This is a genomic window from Microcoleus sp. D3_18_C2 (assembly GCF_036702395.1).
Lineage (GTDB): Bacteria > Cyanobacteriota > Cyanobacteriia > Cyanobacteriales > Microcoleaceae > Microcoleus.
Map to the genome: position 1 here is coordinate 76,393 of NZ_JAUBTG010000013.1, position 19,586 is coordinate 95,978.

The following is a 19,586-nucleotide window of genomic DNA, read 5'->3' on the forward strand; positions in this document are numbered from 1 at the left end:
AGACAACAACGGCCAATCATCTGCCAATCGAAAATCCAAAATCCAAAATCCAAAATCGGATGAGTTATCTGTTGAAGCAGAGGAAGTCGAAGGGATAGAAATTGCCGAAACTCAAGACAACAACGGCCAATCATCTGCCAATCGAAAATCCAAAATCCAAAATCCAAAATCGGATGAGTTATCTGTTGAAGACGTAGAAGAGATTGAAATCGCAGCAAGTCAAGACAACAACGGACAACTACTCGCTACTAATAAAAAATCCAAAATCCAAAATCCAAAATCGGATGAGTGGAGTGTAACGCGCAAACTTCGGGTAACTCGCCAAGGTACTTACACTTCAACTTATTACATTAACGGCCAACCTTGCACGCTGACTCAACTTCACGAACAACTCAACCGCTTACGAATTTATCCCGAAGGCTATAACGTCGTGCTACAAGGAGACGTTACCAGCATTATTTCGATGAATTCTAAGGAACGCAGAGAAATCATTGACGAATTGGCTGGGGTGGCTCAGTTCGATCGCAAAATCTCTTTAGCTAGGCAGAAGTTGGATGAAGTTAAGGAGGTGGAAGAACGCAGCAGGATTGTAGAAAAAGAGCTGATGTCTCAGCGCGATAGACTTGCTTCCGATCGCACAAAAGCGGAAAAATATCAAAAGCTGCGGGCGGAATTTCAAGAAAAGTCGCAATGGGAAATTGTGCTGAAATTCCGGCAATTGCAGCAGCAAGAATGGAAACTGCGCGAACAAATCGAAACGGGCGATCGCACTTCGGCATCTCTCACCGAACAACTGCAAACAATTAGCACCCAAATTCAAGCAGCAACCGCCGAACTAGACGCGCTGAATGCCCGCGTTAAAGCTTTGGGAGAGTCGGAATTGTTGGCTTTGCAAGCGACGATTGCCACTCAGGAAGCGGAAAGGCGGCAACTGCAAAACCGCAAACAGGATTTGGAAAAAACTGCTGGGCAAATGGCGGCTAATATAGCACAAACCGAGGAAGAAGTTCGCCAATTTCGGCAAAGTTTGGAGCAAATTGAGATTGAAATATCTTATGTTAAGTCTCAAATAGGAAGTTTGCAGGAACAGCGGGACGCAGCCCAGCAAAGTTTAGATGAAAATCGGGAAGTTGCAAATGCGATCGCCTCCACGGCCGAAGTTTGGGTACAGCAGCAAACGGAACTGCACCGCCAAATCGAAACAATTCAACAAACTTTGGAACCGCAGCGTACAGAACAAGCTACCATTGGCGAAAGAGCCGATCGCCTGCAAAGTCAAATTCAAGAACAAAACCAATCGCTGCAAGTATTGGAACAGGAAATTGCAGCGAAAAAAGAGCAGCAATCTCGCCTTGTGGAAACCAAAGGCGTTGCATCTTTGCAAGTAGAATCGCTAAATCAGATTTTAGTCGAAGCCGAACAAGAATTGCAACTGCAACAGGAAACTCAAACTCGTTTGTTGGAAGAACAGCGGGAAAGACAGCGCAAATTAGACAAACTAGAAGTGCAGTTTCAAGCACTGCAAGAAGCGACGGGAACGTTTACTGCCAAAATTGTCGCGCAAAGCGGAATTGGCGGAGTTTGCGGCTTGGTGGCTCAACTCGGCAGGGTGGAACCGCGCTATCAGTTGGCGCTGGAAATTGCGGCGGGCGGGCGCATGGGTAATATGGTGGTGGAAGATGACAGCGTGGCTGCTGCTGCGATCGAATTGTTGAAACAAAAACGGGCGGGAAGGATGACTTTTTTGCCTTTGAATAAGATTAGGGGCGGCAGGTATTCGGTGAATGAAAATTTGCGGCGCGCGGCTGGGTTTGTGGATGCGGCTGTTAATTTGATTGATTGCGATTCGCGGTATCAGGAAATTTTTGCTTACGTTTTTGGCAGTACGGTTGTGTTTAGCAACCTCAGCGATGCTCGCCGCTATTTGGGACAGTACCGGATTGTCACTTTGGACGGGGAAATTTTGGAAACTAGCGGGGCGATGACTGGGGGAAGTTCTACTAATAGATCTACCTTGCATTTTGGCACGGTTGAGGCGAGTGAGGCTGCTAGTGAAGCCCGAACCATCGCATCTCTGCAAGAAAGGTTGGAGGAAATTGAGCGGATTTTGGAACGGTGCAAAATTGCGATCGATCGCGCTTCACTAGCAGTCAAAACTCGCAGCCAAGAATTGATGGAAGCGAAACAAAATTTGCGCGAACATCAGTTGCGCTTGGAACAGTTGGATTCAGAAATTAAGAATTTGCAAGCGCAACAGGAACAAGTGCGATCGCAAATTGCGAAAAATACACAGGAATTAACTAATTCGCGATCGAGATTGCAGTTGCTGGAACGAGAATTGCCGGCACAAGAAACTCAATTGCAGCAGTACCGCCAAACTTTGGCGCAGTTGGAAGAGTCGAACAGTCACAGCGAATGGCAACAAATGCAATCGAGTTTGCGCGCTTTGGAAGCGCAACTCCAAGAGCGAGAATTGGCTCTGAGAAACGTCCAGCAGCGCCTTGTAGACTTGGAAAATCAATTCGGGCGCTTGGAAGAGAAAATTAAGGAAGGCAGCGAGAAATTGCAGGAATGGCAAGTGCAGCAAAACGCGGGGGCGGATGCGCTCGATCGCATTGTTTCGCAGCAGTTAGAACTCGATGGACAAATTGCCGCAGCTAAGGCGACTTTGGGGGAAATTGAGGAAAAATTGGGCGTGGAAAAGGGAGAGCGCGATCGGGCGGAATCTCAATTGCGAGAACAGCATTTAGCCAAACAACAGTTACAGTGGCAGTTGCAAAAACTGCACGAAACCCAGCAAGAACGCCGGGAACAATTAGCCGCCATCCGCACTCTCTTGGAAACGCAGCGGGCGGAAATGCCCGACCCCGTGCCGTCAATTCCTGAAAATGTCGAGAAAGCCAATTTGACGGAATTGCAGCAGGAAGTAAAGGCGATCGCCAAGCGCATTCAAGCTTTAGAACCAGTCAATATGCTAGCCTTGGAAGAGTACAACCGCACTCAAGAACGCCTTCAAGAATTAAGTCAAAAATTGACGACATTGGAAGGAGAACGCACTGAACTGCTGTTGAGAATCGAAAATTTTACCACACTCAGGCGGCGCGCTTTTAAAGAAGCTTTCGACGCGGTTAACGAGAACTTCCAGACTATCTTTGCGGAACTTTCCGAAGGCGATGGCTATCTCCAGCTAGATGACCAGGAAGACCCCTTCAGCAGTGGCTTGAATTTGGTGGCTCACCCGAAGGGCAAACCCGTACAGCGGCTGGCTTCCATGTCTGGAGGCGAAAAGTCGTTGACGGCGCTGAGTTTTATTTTTGCGCTGCAACGCTACCGCCCGTCTACGTTCTACGCTTTTGATGAAGTGGATATGTTTCTGGATGGGGCAAATGTGGAGCGATTAGCTAGAATGATAAAACGACAGTCTGAACAAGCCCAGTTTATTGTTGTGAGTTTGCGGCGACCTATGATTCAATCGGCTGAGCGTACAATTGGCGTTACTCAAGCGCGGGGAGCTTATACTCAAGTCATAGGGCTGAAGTTGTAGTCCCGGAGTTTATGTTAACGCTCGTGTTGAGTGATATATGTACTTAATAAATCAGGATTAAAGTTAGAATGACATCCGAACAAATCTGCCAACGCTCCGATATTCTAGGCACTCAGGTCATCACCCGCGACAGAGGTAAACGCTTGGGGGTGGTTAGTCAATTGTGGGTGGACATCGATCGGCGGGAAGTTGTGGCGATCGGTCTGCGTGATAATATATTTGCGGTCGCTGGAATGCCGAGGTTTATGTTCCTCAGCAATGTCAGTGAAATCGGCGACGTGCTGTTGGTGGAAGATGAGAGCGCGATCGAAGATGATGTTGATGTTGAAGTCTACAGCATTTTGATTAACAGCGAAGTTATTACCGAAACCGGCGAACTTTTGGGTAGGGTGCGGGGCTTTAGATTCGACCCCGAAGACGGTAAGTTAGTTTCTATAATTATCGCTTCTCTGGGAATCCCCCAAATCCCTGACCAAGTTCTTAGCACTTACGAGTTGGGGATTGAAGAAATTGTCAGCAGCGGCCCGAATCGCTTGATTGTGTTTGAAGGTTCCGAGGAAAGGCTCAGGCAGCTTAGTGTGGGTTTGCTGGAGCGCGTTGGTTTGGGCCAAGCACCTTGGGAACGAGAAGAGGACGAGGCAGGTTATTATCCGAAACCCGTGGCTACGGGAAATCAATTGGGCCCAGGCGTGCGGATACCTGCACCGGAAATGCGGAGCCGCGTAGCTGCGCCTGCTGTGGAGGAAGTTCCTTGGGATGAGGATTTAGAGTGGAATCGGCCTGCGGTTCGCCAGCCGCCGATGCGCGCGGTGCAGGTACAGCAGCAGCCCATCGACGATTACGAGGATTACGAAGAGGATAATTGGGGCGGCGAGGAGGACGATTACGAGGAGGAGGAGTACGAGGCGAAGCCACAATACACTCGCGCCGAGATTTCTCGCCCGAAGCAGCCGCTGGTGGAGTACGAAGATGATGTGGAGGCTGATGCTTGGGCTGACGATGAGGCACCGAAGCCTTACCAGGCTCCTCGCGTGAATATCCCTGAGAAAACTAAGACTCCTGAGTACGAGGAAGAGCCTGGTTATTAGGAATCACTCAATTAGCTGAAACCAATATTTTGCACTCTTTTTAAGAACGGGCAAGATGCCCGTTCCACAATCAAGTTTATTTTTTGTGGAACGGGCTTCTAGCCCGTTGCTGATATTGGTGCAAGATGTGAGTTTAAACTGAGATGTGGCACCATTCTTAAGAACAGGCAAGATGCCTGTTCCACAAAGAGTAGATTTTATTGTGGAACGGGCTTCTAGCCCGTTGCTGATATTGGTGCAAGATGTGAGTTTAAACTGAGATGTGGCACCATTCTTAAGAACAGGCAAGATGCCTGTTCCACAAAGAGTAGATTTTATTGTGGAACGGGCTTCTAGCCCGTTGCTGATATTGGTGCGCTCAATCTAATTAAATTAGATCCATGAACTAGAGAATACTGGCATGGCAGTTTATTATACTTTTGCTGACGTTTCATATTATGTTAATGATCGAAAAAGATTTTGCTAAAAATGTTGCTTTCAGATTAATAACATATCTAATTTTTCCAATTTTTTTATCCACCACCACGGCTGAAATTGTCTTGCGAGTTGCGGGATACAAACCCTGGCAAATAGAAAATGTTGATGTTGCCGTCGAACCCAAAGGTAACTTTTTTACCAAAGACTCAGAACTTGGCTACAAGCATTTGCCGGGTCAATTCAAAGTGACACTTAACGGCAATTACTCATTTAATGCCACTCACCTCAATAATAGTCTCAGAATAACACATCCCCTCACTACTTACAATTCTTCGTCAAAAAAGCATAAAATTTGGATATTTGGCTGTTCATTTACCTACGGTTGGTCATTGAATGACAGCGAAACTTATGCTTGGTTGTTGCAAGAGAAATTACCCAAATATGAAATAGTGAATTTTGGCGTTAACGGCTACGGCACGCTGCACTCGTTGATTCAATTTAAAGAAGCACTCAAACAAGGAAATAAACCCAAAGTTGCGGTGATTGCTTATGCGGGATTTCATAACCGCCGCAATACTTTGTTAAGGGCGAGAAGAAAGCAAATGGCTGCTTGGAATAAACTCGGTATTCTATTTCAGCCCGATGCGAGGCTGAATGGAGAAAATAATTTTACCTACAAAATGGCAAAACTTGAATATCGCGAGTTCCCGCTGATGCGGGTTTCTGCATTAAGCCATTTTTTGGAGGTTAATTACAATCAATTTGAAGAGGGATTGTATAGAAGCCATGAGGTTTCTAAGGCAATTATTCAAGAGTTTCACCGGGTGGCAGAGGCTAATGGTGTTAAGTTAGTTGTGGCCGGAATTAATGTCGGTTCTGCTAAGATGTTGGGGGAGTTAAGTCAGGAGGGAATTTCTACGGTGGATATTTCTGTTGATTTGAAAATACCTGCCAATAATAATTTACCTCATGACCTTCATCCAAGTGCGATCGCGAATCGGCAATATGCAGAAAAGTTGGACGTTTTTTTGCAAGGTAGTGTTTTAAGGTAACAATCTTGGACGCGCATCCATACCAAAGAAACCGGGTTTTTACCGAAATTAAAAGTTTTGATGCAAGATTTTGGCAAAAAAACCCGGTTTCTGACTACCCGTGCGTCCAGGACTATACAATTGATTGAGGGTTGCTAGAGTGATGGAAGTATTTGATGTTGTTTCTTTTAAATTGCCTCGAAAATTTCTAATTGATGGGTTTTTCCTGTTTTTACTTGTTCTCCTCACAGTTGCAGTAACATCAATCTATGTATCCAGCGAACATACTTTTTATTGGTGGGATTACGCGGGATACAATACCGCTACAGTCAACACGGCAAATTTATTTCGAGACTCGCCCGATAAAGCATGGGGCGGAGTTATAGAATCGCTATCTAAGGAAAAAAACCTGTTAATCTCTTTGCCGTTAGTGCCGTTTATTCTCTTATTTGGTCAGTCTCGGCTGAGTTACATTCTCAGCGTATCCCTGATTTATGTGCTGCCGTTTCGCCTGTTGCTGGGGGCAATTTCTGCAAAGCTGATTCCAGTTTATCCCCGCCGGGTGTTTTGGTCAACTGTGCTGCTGAGTTTATTAATTCCTATGAGTTGGATACCGACTCTGCGGGGATATCTGGATACTGGCGGGTGTGTGTTTGTAGCCTTGGCAATTTTGGTTTATTTGCAGGATGTTAAGCTGAAATCTTGGTGGAAAATCCCGTTGATTGGGTTTTTGCTGGCGGCGGCTATTCTGTTGCGGCGCCATTTTGCTTATAGTGCGATCGCATTTTTTGGTGCCGCGACTTTACAGGCTTTCATCGAGTTTATTATACAGTATAGCAATCCCAAGGCAGTTATCACAATGGTTCAGGCTTTTAGCCGGGACGGGCTAGAAGCCCATCCCACAAGTCATTTAGGATTGCTATTTCAAAGTATTCAAAACAAAGGTTGGAAAAATTTGTTTGAATCCGCTGTAAAATTGGGATTGATAGCTGCAACTAGCTTAACTATTTTAATGTTGTTAGCGGGAGATTTTACTCGCAGTGCTCTGACGGTTGACTACCGCAATTTGTATGTCGCTTGGAGTTTGCCTGTAAATGATATTTTAACTCGTTATGCGGATTTTTACGGTTGGGGAACTTGGCTGCTGGTACTGATTGGTTTTTCGGCGGGAATTCTCACCCGAATGCTGGTTCCGGCAGCGGCTATTTTTGTTTCCTTGTTTGGAGTTTTGTCGCTGATTGAATGGCTGTTAGTGTTGCGTTATGGCTACTTGCACTATACAATTCATATTACACCGATCGCACTTTTGGGACTCTCCACATTTTTCTGGACAACTTGGCTGACACTCAAGGGAAAAGTCCGGTATTTCATGCTGGGCGCGGCGGGTTTGTACCTGGTTTTGAATGCCGGAGTCGGGTTAATTCCTCTCAAAATAGATTTGCCAAGACTGTTTGTGGGTAATTTTCCGCCGTTAGTGCGATCGGACTACGACGAAGTTGTAAAATTAGTAGAGTTTCTGCGAAAATTAGCACCCAACGAAGAACCAATTTATATTGCCGGTGCTTCTAACAGTTTTAATGCTAATATCCTCAGACAAGCTAACCGAAAATTAAACCCGCCGGAGGGTTGGTGGAGATTAAATACAATCGGGAGGCCGCAAATTGACTCGCGCGATACTTACCCGCTACCGGAGTTGTTGCAGTCACAATATGCGGTGGTTGCTGTACCTTTTCAGCAGGTGTTAGCGACTGACGAACAAGTTTTGCGATCGCACGAACAAGATGTTGTTAAAGTTGTGTACGATGCCTTTACTCAAAACTGGGAAATTGCCCGCGATTTCCAATTGCTACCGGAACAGTTTAAGCTAGAAAACGGCGTGACACTCAGCGTTTACCGGAGGATGCGGCCGACTGATACAGCAACGGCAGTTAGGACTCTGGATGCAATGCAGCGACAAATAGTCGATCGACCAGGCACGCAGTTAGATTGGATTAGTTTGCATCAATCAATCTACACAAGTGCCAATTATTCAGTAAGTCAAGAATCGGATAACCTATATAATATTGTAACTCATCCAATTAAAAACAGCAAGAAACTCGATACATCTTTTCTGTATTTAGGTTCCATTTCAGATAAAGTAAAAGTTACCGGCAAACTCAATTTACCTAACCAACAATGTCCGGGAGTTGCCCTGCGCTTGACTTTGTGGGACAAGCAAGGTAAATTAGTAGACTCAGCAGAGATGGCTTATAGTCAAAAAAGTTATCTCGCCTTAAATCTATTAGTTGAAGGCAAAAATCCCATTTATCTGCTGCTTGAGGTATTGAGTAGCAGCCAACAGGATTTAACAAACCAATGTCAACTGGAGATTAACAATTTGGCTGTCAGTAGATAAATTGAACCGTCAATGCAAAAACATCAAAAATCCCACTGGTATTTTAATCTATCTCTCTATACTTTTGTCATCATCGGCTCCCTGATGGCTACTGGCTATATTTTCCCCATTGGAGGCAATTTCCCAGAAGTGCCGCCTATTCAATTTATGTTAAATCCTGAACTCTACAAAAATGACTATTACGTTCAGGAAATGGTGAAATTTAATCCGAGATATTACTATTATTATATTATCTATTTTCTCGCCAACTTAGGAACAAGCATTCCCCTAGCGCACTTTATTTATCAATTCCTCGCCTTCGGTTCATTTGTCCTAGCTTGCTACGCAATTCTCAATATCTATACTAATTCCAAACTGCCAGCAGCAGCGATGGCTTTTTTATGTATAGCCGCTTCATTTACCGATGTTGGTAACACGCTGATATTTTCCACTAAATCAGTACCCAGTATCTTCGCAATGGGTTTCGCAATCTGGGGAATTTACTTTAGTTTGCGCCAGAAATGGCTGACTGGATATTTCTTTTTTGGACTAGCTTGTCTGCTGCAATTCTTAGTGGGTTTGTTGCCGGGATTGATGATGGTTCCCGTTTTATTTATTGAATCTGTAAGACAGCGGAATTTCAAAACATTGATTTTGGCGATCGCACTTTTAGCAGCAATGGCAAGTATCGTTTACGTACCGATGTTATTAACAGGTACTACCAGCACTCAAACTATCGACAACGCCGATTTTGTCTACATTCACGCAAAAGTCCGCAACCCCCACCACATCCTCCCGTCAAATTGGTATTTGGGGAATTGGTTCAACTTTATATGTTTCATAATTGGTGGCTTACTGTGCATCAAAAATTCCGATTTATTGTCCAAAGAAGACAAGGTTAATTTTTATATAATTGTTACTACATCCATTTTGGGACTGTTTCTAAATTACATATTTGTAGAAATTTACCCGCTGGCTTTTATCGCAAAACTACAGTTAGCTAGAACCGTACCTTTTGCTCAACTAATTATATTTATTGCTGTTGCTTTGACGGTCGAGCAACTTTACAGAGAAAAACACATAGCTATTAGCTTGTTGCTGTTAGCTGTACTAACTTTGCCTTTTAGGGGTATCATTTTCCTAGGATTATCAGTTTGGCAAACAAAAAAATACGTATTTCCCAAACGATATAATATATTGTTGTGGATTTTAGCAGCAGGAACGGTAATTTTCAGCTTGATATATCCGGTGACTGATTCATGGGAAATAATGGGCGATCGAATAATTAGCATCCCAGTTTTTTTCTCAATCCTCGCCTTCCCATTCATTTTAGAAAAAACATCCCTAGCTACATCTATCAAACAAACTCTAACTCACACCTTAGCCTTAATAACTACCGCCACCTTAGTTTTTGGAGTAGCAGGAATTCTGCCCAAACCTATATTAAATGTATTTCAACCAAGAGTTAATATTAATGCCGTTCCCAGGGATGACTTAAGCAAATTAGCTGTGCGATTTTCGCAAAGTAGCAGCCGCGATTCACTCGTATTAATTCCGCCTTCAGTTACCAGCTTCCAGTTTTTCTCCGAAAGGGCGATTGTCGTCAACTTCAAAAACTTCCCCTTTACCGAAAAAGGCATCAAAGAATGGCAAAATCGCATGGAAGCTGTTTTAGGAGTCCCCTTAAACCCGCAAATGATTTGGGGAGGAAATGACTTTTTCATCCGCCGCAGTAGTGCGGATTTAGTCAAAGTAGCCAAAAACTATCATGCCGATTATATCCTGACTCGTACTGACTGGCACCCAAATATGCAAGGGGAAATCGCAGACAAACAAGGCAAATGGATACTGTATAAAATTAGGTAATAGGTAATTGGTAAAACTTGTTAAATCCCAATTATAATTTTATCTTATACCATTTTTCTAAAGATGTGCTATGGATGAAGTCTTAGCCCCCCCTTAATAAGGGGGGGTTGGGGGGGTAATATCTAGCGCTACTTTATGAAATTGGTATTAGTCAGCAGAGACAGACTTTGCTTGTTTAGAAGCAATTGCCATCGCCGATTTATCTGCGTTAATCAGCGTTAATCCGCCTTAATCTGCGGTTAAATATCAAAACCAGAATCATCAATAATTTCGCTAATTTGCTTGTCCACATAATCAGCATCCACATTCCGCGCCATCAACTCAGCTAAAATCCCCAAAGAAATCAACTGCACCGACAGAATTGTACACAAAATCCCAAAAAATAACAAAGGTCGATTGCCGATCGGCCCAAAATTCATCCCCGCCAAATTCAGAAACCAAATAACTATCAAATAACTCAGCGAAACAGTTCCAACAAAGCCAAAACACAAACCCAAACCGCCAAACAAATGACCCGGTTTGTGCAAATATTGCGTCGTGGCTAACACCGTCAACAAATCAATAAAACCCCGCGCATAACGTTCCCAGCCGTAATTCGATTTTCCGTGCTTTCGCGGATGATGTTCCACGACTACTTCGCCAATTTTAAACCCTAAATTGTTTGCTAAAGCTGGAATGTAGCGGTGCAATTCTCCGTACAATTTAATCGACTGCAAAACTTCCCTACGGTAAGCTTTAAAACCGCAATTCATATCGTGCATTTGCACGCCAGTCAGCAAACACGCAACGGCATTAAATAGCTTGGAAGGTAAAGTTTTAGAAAGCGGGTCGTTCCGCTGTTTTCGCCAACCGGAAACTAAATCAAATCCCGATTCTAAATGATGTAAAAATTTGGGAATTTCAGCGGGGTCATCCTGAAGGTCAGCATCGAGAGTAAAGATAATTATCCCTGCTGCATTGCGAAATCCTGCTGAAAGCGCGGCGGATTTGCCAAAGTTGCGGCGCATTTTAATTGCTTTAATTAGTTTGGGATGTTTGCTGGCTAAATCTGTGATTTCTTGCCAGGAATAATCGCGGCTACCGTCATCTATGAAAATGACTTCGTAACTGTCAATTTCTGTTTGCAACATGACAATTTTGATTTTGTCAAACAGCAATTTTAGGGTGGCTTCTTCGTTGTGAACTGGGATTACGAAGCTGAGTTGTTTTGGCATAGAGATATTTTATTTCATTTTTGTTGTTAATGAGATTTTTTTTTATTAACCGCAGAGGGCGCAGAGGGCGCAGAGGAGGAGAAAGAGAGGTTTTTTAGTTTTTATTGATAACTTGGGAGTTTCGTAAGGCTACCCAACCTTTGCGGTTTTTAAAGGAGGCATAGGCTGTCAATAGTTTATCTGTTGGTGATGTTTGAATGTATCCTCTCCAAGCTGCGAATTCGTAGGAAGGGCCAAATAATTTAACTAAATCTGGGCGGGGAAATCCTGACATGGCGAAACCTCTAACGACATTTTCTTGGTTGAGAATGGCAATACATTTTACATTGTTTTCGGGGTCTCCTACCCAGCCAATTACTCTGGCTGCTGTTGGTGCCAGTCTGGTGGCTGTATCAAAGTATCCGGGTACTCCGTCTTTGGGGGCTGACAGTAAATTTGCGTCGATTTTTGTGTCTAATGCTGCACAGAAATTGTGTTTTTTGATGTCTCGGTTAAATGGCACTAAGTTGTTAGTTTTTAAAGCGTCGATTAAGCCGACAAAAGCGGCGGGTTTGTTGCCTACGCGGTCTTTAATTAGGGTTACGTCGGTGATGCCTAGTTGCAGTGATAATGCTACTAACGGTTGATAGGTTGCTCTGTGGGCGATCGCCATTGCAGTTTCGCCTCCCACCCCGTACATTAAAATAATCGCGACTGTGGTGACTGCAAACAGCGGTGTCAACCAACGCCCTTGGATTCTTGGTGTTGGCTGCAACTCGCGCACCCACAATACTGTCAGCACAATTGTGCTCATCCAAAACAAAGCTGGAAGTGTGGCGTAGCGGGAAGCGGTGGCTTGTTCGACGCCAAATCCCGATCGGCTAACCGCGGCCATTAAGGCCGTTTGCAGCGTGTAAAGTTGGATTGATAGCCAAGGCAGCCAATCCGGGCGATCTACCTTTTTTACAAATAGCCAATAACCCACAAAACCCGTCGCTGCAATCAAACCAATTATACCAATAATTGAAGCAACAATAATATTTTCGCTAAAAATTCCGCCGAGATAAATGGGAATATATTCGAGAGTTTTGAGCGGGTTAATTTTAGTTAAAGAAGGGTGATGAGATGGAGTTTTATAAGTTAAAAAATAAATCCCAATCACTGCAATCGAAGCAATGAAATACAAATAAGTTATTCGCCGAGGAAACCGCAGCACAACAGCAGCAGCACACAATATCGGCCACAAACCTAAAGGAGTGCTGTAACTAATACAGCCTAAAACGCCAAAAATAATGCTGCCAATTACCCACTTATTTTGTAAATGCGGGGGCGGGCACGGGGGCACCGCCCCTACCAACTCGTTACCAGGCTCTGCCTCCCTTTTCTTTAATAAATCTGTCACATAGGATTGCAAACAATATATCGAACAAATCACAAATAAATTAGCAATTATCCAGTGAACACCGCTGAATCCCCGCATCCAATTGTGAGCTGCCGCCGGAGTAAAATTAAAAATAGAAATGCAAAGGAGTAGCGAGATAAATTGCAGCGGAAAACGCCTCATTTTTAACGGCAGCAGAGCAATTAATACGTGGCACTGAATCCAAGCCAAAAACCAGGCAACTAAACACAAACCAATATTTGAACCTTGGGTGACAGCTATATTCAAGCCATAAATAATGGCCGGAATCAAGACAAAATGCTCGTTGGCCCGAAATATCCAATTAAAAGGATTTGTAGAAAAACCGTCTACTGAATAAAAATTCCATGTCATCCACCAATAATCAAAATTAGACAAGTCTCCCGCTTGCGATATCAAGTACAAAATATATGAAGCTGGTATTAGGATGCCGAGAACTGAGGCGGCAATTAAAATATATTGTTGCTTGATTTTCATGGATTCAGACATGGGGTATTTTTAATTAATGGGGCAGGTTTAGCGACGCACTCCCGACAAAGAAACCGGGTTTTTTATTTAATCTCTAGGCTACAGCGAAGGATTTTCGTAAAAAACCCGGTTTCTGGCCACCAGTGGATAAGTCCTATTGTCCTGAATCCCTAAATTTTAGACTAAAGTTCAAACTCCCAGATTCAATGCTGCAAGTAAATCTAAAATCTAAAATCTAAAATCTAAAATCGACTGACTTCTCTTGCCAGCATTTGTCTGAGCCCTTGCCGCCAGTGGGGAGGATACGTGCCCAAAAGTGCTGATATTTTTACCGTAGATAGGACAGAAAAAGCGGGGCGTTTTGCCGGTGTCGGATATTCGGCGGTGGTGATGGGAATTACGCGCTGAACTTTTAGGGGAAAGCCGAGTTGTGCTGCTTCCTCAAAAATGGCGATCGCAAAATCGTACCAACTACAAACACCGCTATTAGTGTACTGGTAAGTCCCAAAAGTTTCTGGCCCAAGGAGAGGAATAATTTGTGAAGTCGCCGCACCTAAATCCCGAGTCCAAGTAGGACTTCCGATCTGATCTGCTACTACTCGAATTTCTTCCCTTTCCTTTCCCAACCTCAGCATGGTTTTGACAAAATTACCTTTGCCACCGTTGCCGTAAACCCACGCGGTTCTAATAATAATATGTCGGTTTCCCGATTTGAGAATTGCTGCCTCGCCTGCTAATTTCGACTTGCCGTAAGTTCCCAGTGGATTCGTAGAATCTGTTTCCAAATAAGCAGAACCGTGGCTGCCGTCAAATACATAATCAGTAGAAAAGTGAATCAAACTTGCTCCCTGTTTTTCGCATTCTTCGGCAAAAATTCCTGGGGCAATAGCGTTGACTGCATATGCTAATTCTGGTTCACTTTCGGCTTTGTCTACCGCAGTGTAAGCACCCGAATTGATGACTAAATCCGGTTTAATTTCAGCCATTGCTTGACGGATGCTTTCGGGTTGGGATAAGTCGAGGCGAGTGCGATCGAGCACAATTACCTCTCCCGAAGATAATAAAATCGGCTGCAATTCTTGAGCTAGCTGTCCGCTGCCGCCTGCGAGTAAAATTTTCATGATCAAAACACTTGAGCTGTTTTCAATGTTTGTCCAGCTTGGTCTTTAGCTGATAAGATTGGTTTGGCACCATCTAGCGGCCAGTCGATCGCCAAATCGGGGTCATTCCACAGGATACACCGCTCGTGTGCCGGTGCGTAATAATCTGTAGTTTTGTACAAAACTTCAGCCGTCTCGGAAACCACTAAAAAACCGTGTGCAAATCCCGCCGGCACCCAAAATTGCCGTTTATTTTCTGCACTCACCAAACACCCCACCCACTTTCCGAAAGTCGGCGAACTTTGTCTAATATCCACCGCTACATCAAATATTTCGCCAGCAACTACCCGCAGCAATTTTCCTTGAGGTTGCTGCAGTTGGTAGTGCAAACCGCGCAACACATTTTTAGAGGATTTGGAATGATTGTCTTGAACAAATTCGGCTGTCACGCCTGTTTTTTCGACAAAAGCTCGGTGATTGAAACTCTCAAAAAAGAAACCGCGATCGTCTCCGAAAATTTTCGGCTCAACGATCAGAACTTCCGGTATTTCGGTAGATATAACATTCATAGTTAGCTGTGAAAGTGATAAACTCATACTCAGTCTAGGCTATTTTACTATGAAAACTGACACATATCTCAAAAAATTGTATGCCAACCGCTTTGATTCGCGACAAATGCAAGCGAAGGTGGCACTATGGAAAGTTTTAATTGACGACTTCTTACAAAATTATGTTCCTCCCGAATCAGCGGTTTTAGATATAGGCGGCGGTTACTGCGAATTTATCAATCAAATTCGGGCTAAAAAAAAATATTTAATTGATCTTAATCCCGATTCAAAGTTATTTGCTAATGCTGATGTAAATGTGCTTAATATTGATGTGTTGAATTTAGAAAATTACACATCTTTTACCGAACAGTTCGATAGTATTTTTATCTCAAATTTTTTTGAACACCTCCGCAACAAAGAGGAACTTGTAGAAATTATCTCTTTTTGCTTCGAGGCCCTCAAGCCTAGCGGTTCTCTGTTGGTAATTCAGCCTAATTTTAAATATTCATACAAGGAATACTACGATTTTATCGACCATCAATTACCGATAACGCATTTATCGCTACAAGAGCTTTTACAAACTGTCGGGTTTGAAATCGACTTAATTATACCGAGATTTTTACCCTTTTCGACGAAAGGCAGACCGGCCTCGCCCTTGCTGTTAAAAATTTACTTAAAATTGCCTTTGTTGTGGCGTTTTTTGGGAGGGCAAATGTTTGTTAAAGCATCGAAACAAAACAATAGAGGCAGAGCCTCATGACAGGCAATCCTAGTCATATGCAGGCAGAGAGATTCATCTGCGTTTAGCCGCGTTTATCCCCCTGTACCTGCCATTAAAAAAATCCCTACAAAATCGAACTTAAAACCACCTCATTAGCAGCAATCCAATCATAAATATCCTGCAAAGCTGCTTCCGGCCCAATAACAGGCCGCCATCCTGTTTTCTCCATCACCCTAGAAGAATCAGTAATAAAAATCGGAATATCCCCCGCGCGTTCCTCCAAAACAGGATTAATTGAAATCGATTTACCCGTAATCTTTTGGCACAAATCAGTTGTCTCAACCAAAGAAAGACTGTTGCTAAAACCACCGCCTACATTAAAAACTTCGCCGTCAAATTTAGCAAAATTTTCTAACTGATAATTAACTAACCTCAACAAATCTTCCACGTGCAGCAAATCCCTAACCTGCTTCCCACTGCCACCAAAACCGATATAACTCAGCGACTTTTGAAAATAGTGAGCCGCCACCCACAAACCGCAAACTCCCTGATCTACTTTACCCATTTGCCAAGCACCAGTAATTAACCCGCAGCGGTTAATAATTGCGGGTACATTGTATGCTTCCCTGTATTCCTCAATCAGCAATTCCGAAGCTAATTTAGTGGCTCCGTAAAGCGAACGGTGTCCTTTTAATGGGAAGTCTTCTGATATGCCCAACTCAGATATACCGGGTAAAGTTTGCTCAGGGGCGATCGCAAATCTATTGGGCAACTCTAACAGTTTAACAGATTTGACACTGGCGATCGGATAAACCCGACTCGTAGACAAAAACAGCAAACTCGCACCAGTCTGTCTCGCCAACTCCAAAACATTCACAGTGCCCAGTAAATTCGTCTGCAAAACGTACTGAGGCGAACTAAAACCAGCCAGCACAGAAGGCTCCGCAGCACAATCTATAATGCAGTCAGCATTGAGTGCAACTGGATCTAAATCTGCCGCTGTGCGAATATCCCCGTAAACAAACTGAATACCACAACTTTTAAGCCGAGGCAGATTCAATTCCGAGCCCCGGCGACGCAGGTTATCTAAACAAATTATTTGCCATTCCGGGTGCAGTTTCTTCAGGCCAATTGCCAAACAACTGCCGATAAAACCCGCACCACCAACAATTAAAATTTTATCAGGCATTCACTTTCAACTTTGCTATCTTTCTAGTCCGGTGGTAGTCGCCGCGAGACAGATGTTTTTCGAGCCAGACATACAAGACAATAAACAAATATCGACTGCCCATCTCTTTGATTTTCAGCTTAGAAATACCAGCAGTCCGATTGTACCACCTCAGAGGAATCACCGTATAAGAAAAACCCCGAACAATTGCTTTTAAAGGCAGTTCCACTGTCAAATTAAAATGATGGCTCAGAATCGGTTGCACGCCTTCAATTACTTCTCTGCGGTAAATTTTAAAAGCATTGGTGACATCGCTGTACCGCAAGCCGAAAATACTTTTGACAAACCAGTTTGCTAAGCGGTTAATTACTAACTTGTGAATGGGATAATCAACTATAAAACCACCTTTGATAAAGCGGGAACCGAAAACGCAATCATATCCTTCTTGCAACTTGCGGTATCCTGCTACCAAATCCATCGGATCGTCGGAAGCATCCGCCATCACAATTGCCGCAGCATCTCCGTCAAATTCCACCAATCCCCGACGCACCGCAAATCCGAAACCGTTGGGAGGTTGATTGTTGATGTATCTCACTGTGGGAAAAGTCTCTGACAACTCCTGGCAAATATCAATAGTTCGATCGACACTATTGTCATTCACAATCAAAATTTCGTGCGGAATGCCTTCTAAATCGAGCGTCTGGGCGATCGCCCGCACAGTACCGTACAAACAGCCCTCCTCATTGTGGGCTGGTATAATCACAGAAATTTTCACTCCTCATCCTCCGCGCAACTCGACAAACTGGTTGTCAACAGGATTATACACCCAAGCTTTAATTTCTGTTTGGGCGATCGGCAAATTATTATCCGACAAATCAACAGCCCACCTGGCATTATTGTATAACTCAGATTTTAAACTCTCAGCAATGTCGGGACTGTCCAAATTTACATAAGCGTTAGCAAAAAAAGATTTTTTATCCCCGACAGATAGCAGTACAATATTGGGCTGTTGCAATTTTTCTGGCAAAACCGCCCAACCAGCAGCCTTGACAGCCTCATTTTGCTTAACAGTCAAGGATTTATCGCTAGTTTGAGGTTTGTCTAAATAACCGTAAACTTTCTCCGTATTAGAAATAAACTCTACATTTTTCGCGAACTTGATCCAACCTATTTTGTCGATAATTGCAGCGCCTTCTCTCACCAGCCAAGTTTTTTTGCTCAGCACCCTCAAACAGCTTTCCGGCGAATTATCAAAAAAATCCGACGGTTCCAGATAGTTAATTAACTGCAAACAATCTTGAGCGCCTTGTTTGTAAATAACTGCTAATCTAGTTTGGGCGATCGCCTGCTGAGAGTTAAGAATAATTATCCCAATTAACAGCCCTGCTAACACCCGATAAACAAACTTATAGGTGCGATTTATGGTAGCAATCTTACCTCGGACAAACAATTGACCGAGCTGAACCAAAGCAATTAACAGCAAAATCGAATTAGTCGTATATCTCGACGATTCGATCGCCTGAATCGCCCCAAATTCGGCCCTACCAGCCGTAATAAACAGAGCAGATAAAACCGAAAACAAGGCTATTGACAGCCAAGGTAAAGCCTCACGATGCTCGGTAATCTTTCTCCCAAAGTGGAACACAAAAAATAAGAAACTTGCAAATATTAGCAATCCAACTAATGCTGAAATTCCAGGCGATCGCACAATTGGCGAACCCAGCAAACTTAAAAAGTAATCAATCACCACAAACGGCTTATTCAACAATGAAATAATACTTGCTTTCCGACTAGGATGATAATCAATTGAGTAAACAGCACAAGTTGTCGCAAACAGCAGCATCCAGACAATAAGTCTTTTTCTTTTCTGCGCCGCATTTCCTTCTACAGCCGCCACAGCGGGAATTGCAGCCAACCAAGACAGCAAGCCTTGCGCGAGGGAAAAACTCGCAACAAAGCAGAATACAGCAGCAATAAAGATTCTAATATTAGGCAATAATTTGTGATTTGAAACCAGCGCATAAACCGCAGCGACAAAACACAAATTGACTAAAAACCACGCTAATTGAAATCCCCACAGCCAGTTTTCGTGCTGAACTAGAGAGAAAAGCAAAATACAAGTTAAAATATTAGCTAAATGCCACAAATCATCCCCAACATTCTTAACTTGCATTGAGGATAACTTGTACATAGCGATAAAAGTTATCGCAGCCAAACCTATGCTGAGACACAACTGATAATTAATATTCCATCGGGAAGCAAAAGCCAGCACCGCAATAATTATTTTAGGGAAAAGTATGCGGTGGTTGCTGTGCAAAGCCCAAAAATCGTTAAAAGTTACATTTCCCGCAGCTATTTTTTCAAAAAGGCTAGCTAACCTCCACTCGTCATCAACGGGAACGTTAACGTTAAAATTCGATACAAATCCGATTAATAAGAGGACAGGAATTAGATATAAAGTAAATAATATGATTTTTTTCATTAATATCCAATCCGGTAGCATCGGAATTGTAAAATCTAGTCATATCATGTCCGATCGATTAACCATAATATCCCGGTCAGGGCGGGTTTTTGAGAGTGTAAATTATTCGCAAGTATTGTTGGCTCACGGGCCCCTACAAAAATCGCGATCGCTCGAACGGACATGA

At 43.5% G+C, this 19,586-nt stretch carries 14 protein-coding genes; 6 read left to right on the forward strand and 8 right to left on the reverse strand.

The window, feature by feature from the left end:
• Positions 1–40: 40 nt before the first annotated feature.
• Positions 41–3,544, forward strand: coding sequence for a chromosome segregation protein SMC (gene smc / locus QUA88_RS11270; protein ID WP_445300591.1), 3,504 nt, complete (start codon positions 41–43; stop codon positions 3,542–3,544).
• 68 nt (positions 3,545–3,612) lie between these two features.
• Positions 3,613–4,632 (forward strand): PRC-barrel domain-containing protein, encoded by a 1,020-nt coding sequence (locus tag QUA88_RS11275; protein ID WP_333053364.1) that lies wholly within the window; start codon positions 3,613–3,615, stop codon positions 4,630–4,632.
• A 3-nt stretch (positions 4,633–4,635) separates the two neighbouring features.
• Here QUA88_RS11275 and QUA88_RS11280 read toward each other — a convergent pair whose 3' ends face one another.
• Entirely contained in the window at positions 4,636–4,920 is a 285-nt protein-coding gene (locus QUA88_RS11280) for a hypothetical protein (protein WP_333271731.1), read from the reverse strand.
• A gap of 149 nt (positions 4,921–5,069) precedes the next feature.
• On the opposite strand from QUA88_RS11280, the gene QUA88_RS11285 reads away from it, so the two are divergent.
• The 3 genes from QUA88_RS11285 (at position 5,070) to QUA88_RS11295 (ending at position 10,320) form a co-directional block, all read left to right on the forward strand.
• Complete coding sequence (locus QUA88_RS11285; RefSeq protein WP_333271734.1) at positions 5,070–6,101, forward strand: SGNH/GDSL hydrolase family protein; 1,032 nt, start codon at positions 5,070–5,072, stop codon at positions 6,099–6,101.
• A 142-nt stretch (positions 6,102–6,243) separates the two neighbouring features.
• Positions 6,244–8,475 (forward strand): hypothetical protein, encoded by a 2,232-nt coding sequence (locus tag QUA88_RS11290; RefSeq protein ID WP_333271759.1) that lies wholly within the window; start codon positions 6,244–6,246, stop codon positions 8,473–8,475.
• A 12-nt stretch (positions 8,476–8,487) separates the two neighbouring features.
• Positions 8,488–10,320 carry a DUF6798 domain-containing protein gene (locus tag QUA88_RS11295; RefSeq protein ID WP_333271737.1) on the forward strand — a complete coding sequence of 611 codons (1,833 nt, stop codon included), beginning with the start codon at positions 8,488–8,490 and terminating at the stop codon, positions 10,318–10,320.
• 239 nt (positions 10,321–10,559) lie between these two features.
• Here QUA88_RS11295 and QUA88_RS11300 read toward each other — a convergent pair whose 3' ends face one another.
• From QUA88_RS11300 to rfbC, 4 genes are all read right to left on the reverse strand, one after another.
• A complete protein-coding gene (locus QUA88_RS11300; RefSeq protein WP_333053361.1) occupies positions 10,560–11,534 on the reverse strand; it encodes a glycosyltransferase family 2 protein in 975 nt (324 codons plus the stop codon).
• A gap of 94 nt (positions 11,535–11,628) precedes the next feature.
• Positions 11,629–13,422, reverse strand: coding sequence for a hypothetical protein (locus QUA88_RS11305; RefSeq protein WP_333231348.1), 1,794 nt, complete (start codon positions 13,420–13,422; stop codon positions 11,629–11,631).
• 221 nt (positions 13,423–13,643) lie between these two features.
• On the reverse strand, positions 13,644–14,522 hold the full coding sequence (gene rfbD / locus QUA88_RS11310) for a dTDP-4-dehydrorhamnose reductase (RefSeq protein WP_333271740.1): 879 nt from the start codon (positions 14,520–14,522) through the stop codon (positions 13,644–13,646).
• Between the two features lie 2 nt (positions 14,523–14,524).
• Complete coding sequence (gene rfbC, locus QUA88_RS11315) at positions 14,525–15,070, reverse strand: dTDP-4-dehydrorhamnose 3,5-epimerase (RefSeq protein WP_333053480.1); 546 nt, start codon at positions 15,068–15,070, stop codon at positions 14,525–14,527.
• 49 nt (positions 15,071–15,119) lie between these two features.
• On the opposite strand from rfbC, the gene QUA88_RS11320 reads away from it, so the two are divergent.
• Positions 15,120–15,809: a methyltransferase domain-containing protein gene (locus QUA88_RS11320; protein WP_333237285.1), complete on the forward strand. Its 690-nt coding sequence runs from the start codon at positions 15,120–15,122 to the stop codon at positions 15,807–15,809.
• Positions 15,810–15,894: 85 nt separating this feature from the next.
• On the opposite strand, the gene QUA88_RS11325 is transcribed toward QUA88_RS11320, so the two are convergent.
• Genes QUA88_RS11325 through QUA88_RS11335 form a run of 3 tightly spaced genes read right to left on the reverse strand, consistent with a single transcriptional unit; the run spans position 15,895 to position 19,420 of the window.
• Positions 15,895–16,959, reverse strand: coding sequence for an NAD-dependent epimerase/dehydratase family protein (locus tag QUA88_RS11325; protein ID WP_333053357.1), 1,065 nt, complete (start codon positions 16,957–16,959; stop codon positions 15,895–15,897).
• The gene (locus QUA88_RS11330) at positions 16,952–17,713 is read right to left on the reverse strand and encodes a glycosyltransferase family 2 protein (protein ID WP_333053356.1); all 762 of its coding nucleotides are present in this window, start codon (positions 17,711–17,713) and stop codon (positions 16,952–16,954) included. Before QUA88_RS11330 ends, QUA88_RS11325 begins: the two co-directional genes overlap by 8 nt.
• Positions 17,714–17,716: 3 nt before the next feature.
• On the reverse strand, positions 17,717–19,420 hold the full coding sequence (locus QUA88_RS11335) for a hypothetical protein (RefSeq protein ID WP_333053355.1): 1,704 nt from the start codon (positions 19,418–19,420) through the stop codon (positions 17,717–17,719).
• Positions 19,421–19,586: the final 166 nt, after the last annotated feature.

Coding starts and splice junctions, on each gene's coding strand:
- QUA88_RS11320 (WP_333237285.1), top strand. CDS start 15,120: ATGAAAACTGACACATATCTCAAAAAATTGTATGCCAACCGCTTTGAT.
- QUA88_RS11275 (WP_333053364.1), top strand. CDS start 3,613: ATGACATCCGAACAAATCTGCCAACGCTCCGATATTCTAGGCACTCAG.
- rfbC (WP_333053480.1), bottom strand. CDS start 15,070: ATGAATGTTATATCTACCGAAATACCGGAAGTTCTGATCGTTGAGCCG.
- QUA88_RS11300 (WP_333053361.1), bottom strand. CDS start 11,534: ATGCCAAAACAACTCAGCTTCGTAATCCCAGTTCACAACGAAGAAGCC.
- QUA88_RS11325 (WP_333053357.1), bottom strand. CDS start 16,959: ATGCCTGATAAAATTTTAATTGTTGGTGGTGCGGGTTTTATCGGCAGT.
- rfbD (WP_333271740.1), bottom strand. CDS start 14,522: ATGAAAATTTTACTCGCAGGCGGCAGCGGACAGCTAGCTCAAGAATTG.
- QUA88_RS11285 (WP_333271734.1), top strand. CDS start 5,070: ATGTTAATGATCGAAAAAGATTTTGCTAAAAATGTTGCTTTCAGATTA.
- QUA88_RS11290 (WP_333271759.1), top strand. CDS start 6,244: ATGGAAGTATTTGATGTTGTTTCTTTTAAATTGCCTCGAAAATTTCTA.
- QUA88_RS11335 (WP_333053355.1), bottom strand. CDS start 19,420: ATGAAAAAAATCATATTATTTACTTTATATCTAATTCCTGTCCTCTTA.
- QUA88_RS11295 (WP_333271737.1), top strand. CDS start 8,488: ATGCAAAAACATCAAAAATCCCACTGGTATTTTAATCTATCTCTCTAT.
- QUA88_RS11305 (WP_333231348.1), bottom strand. CDS start 13,422: ATGTCTGAATCCATGAAAATCAAGCAACAATATATTTTAATTGCCGCC.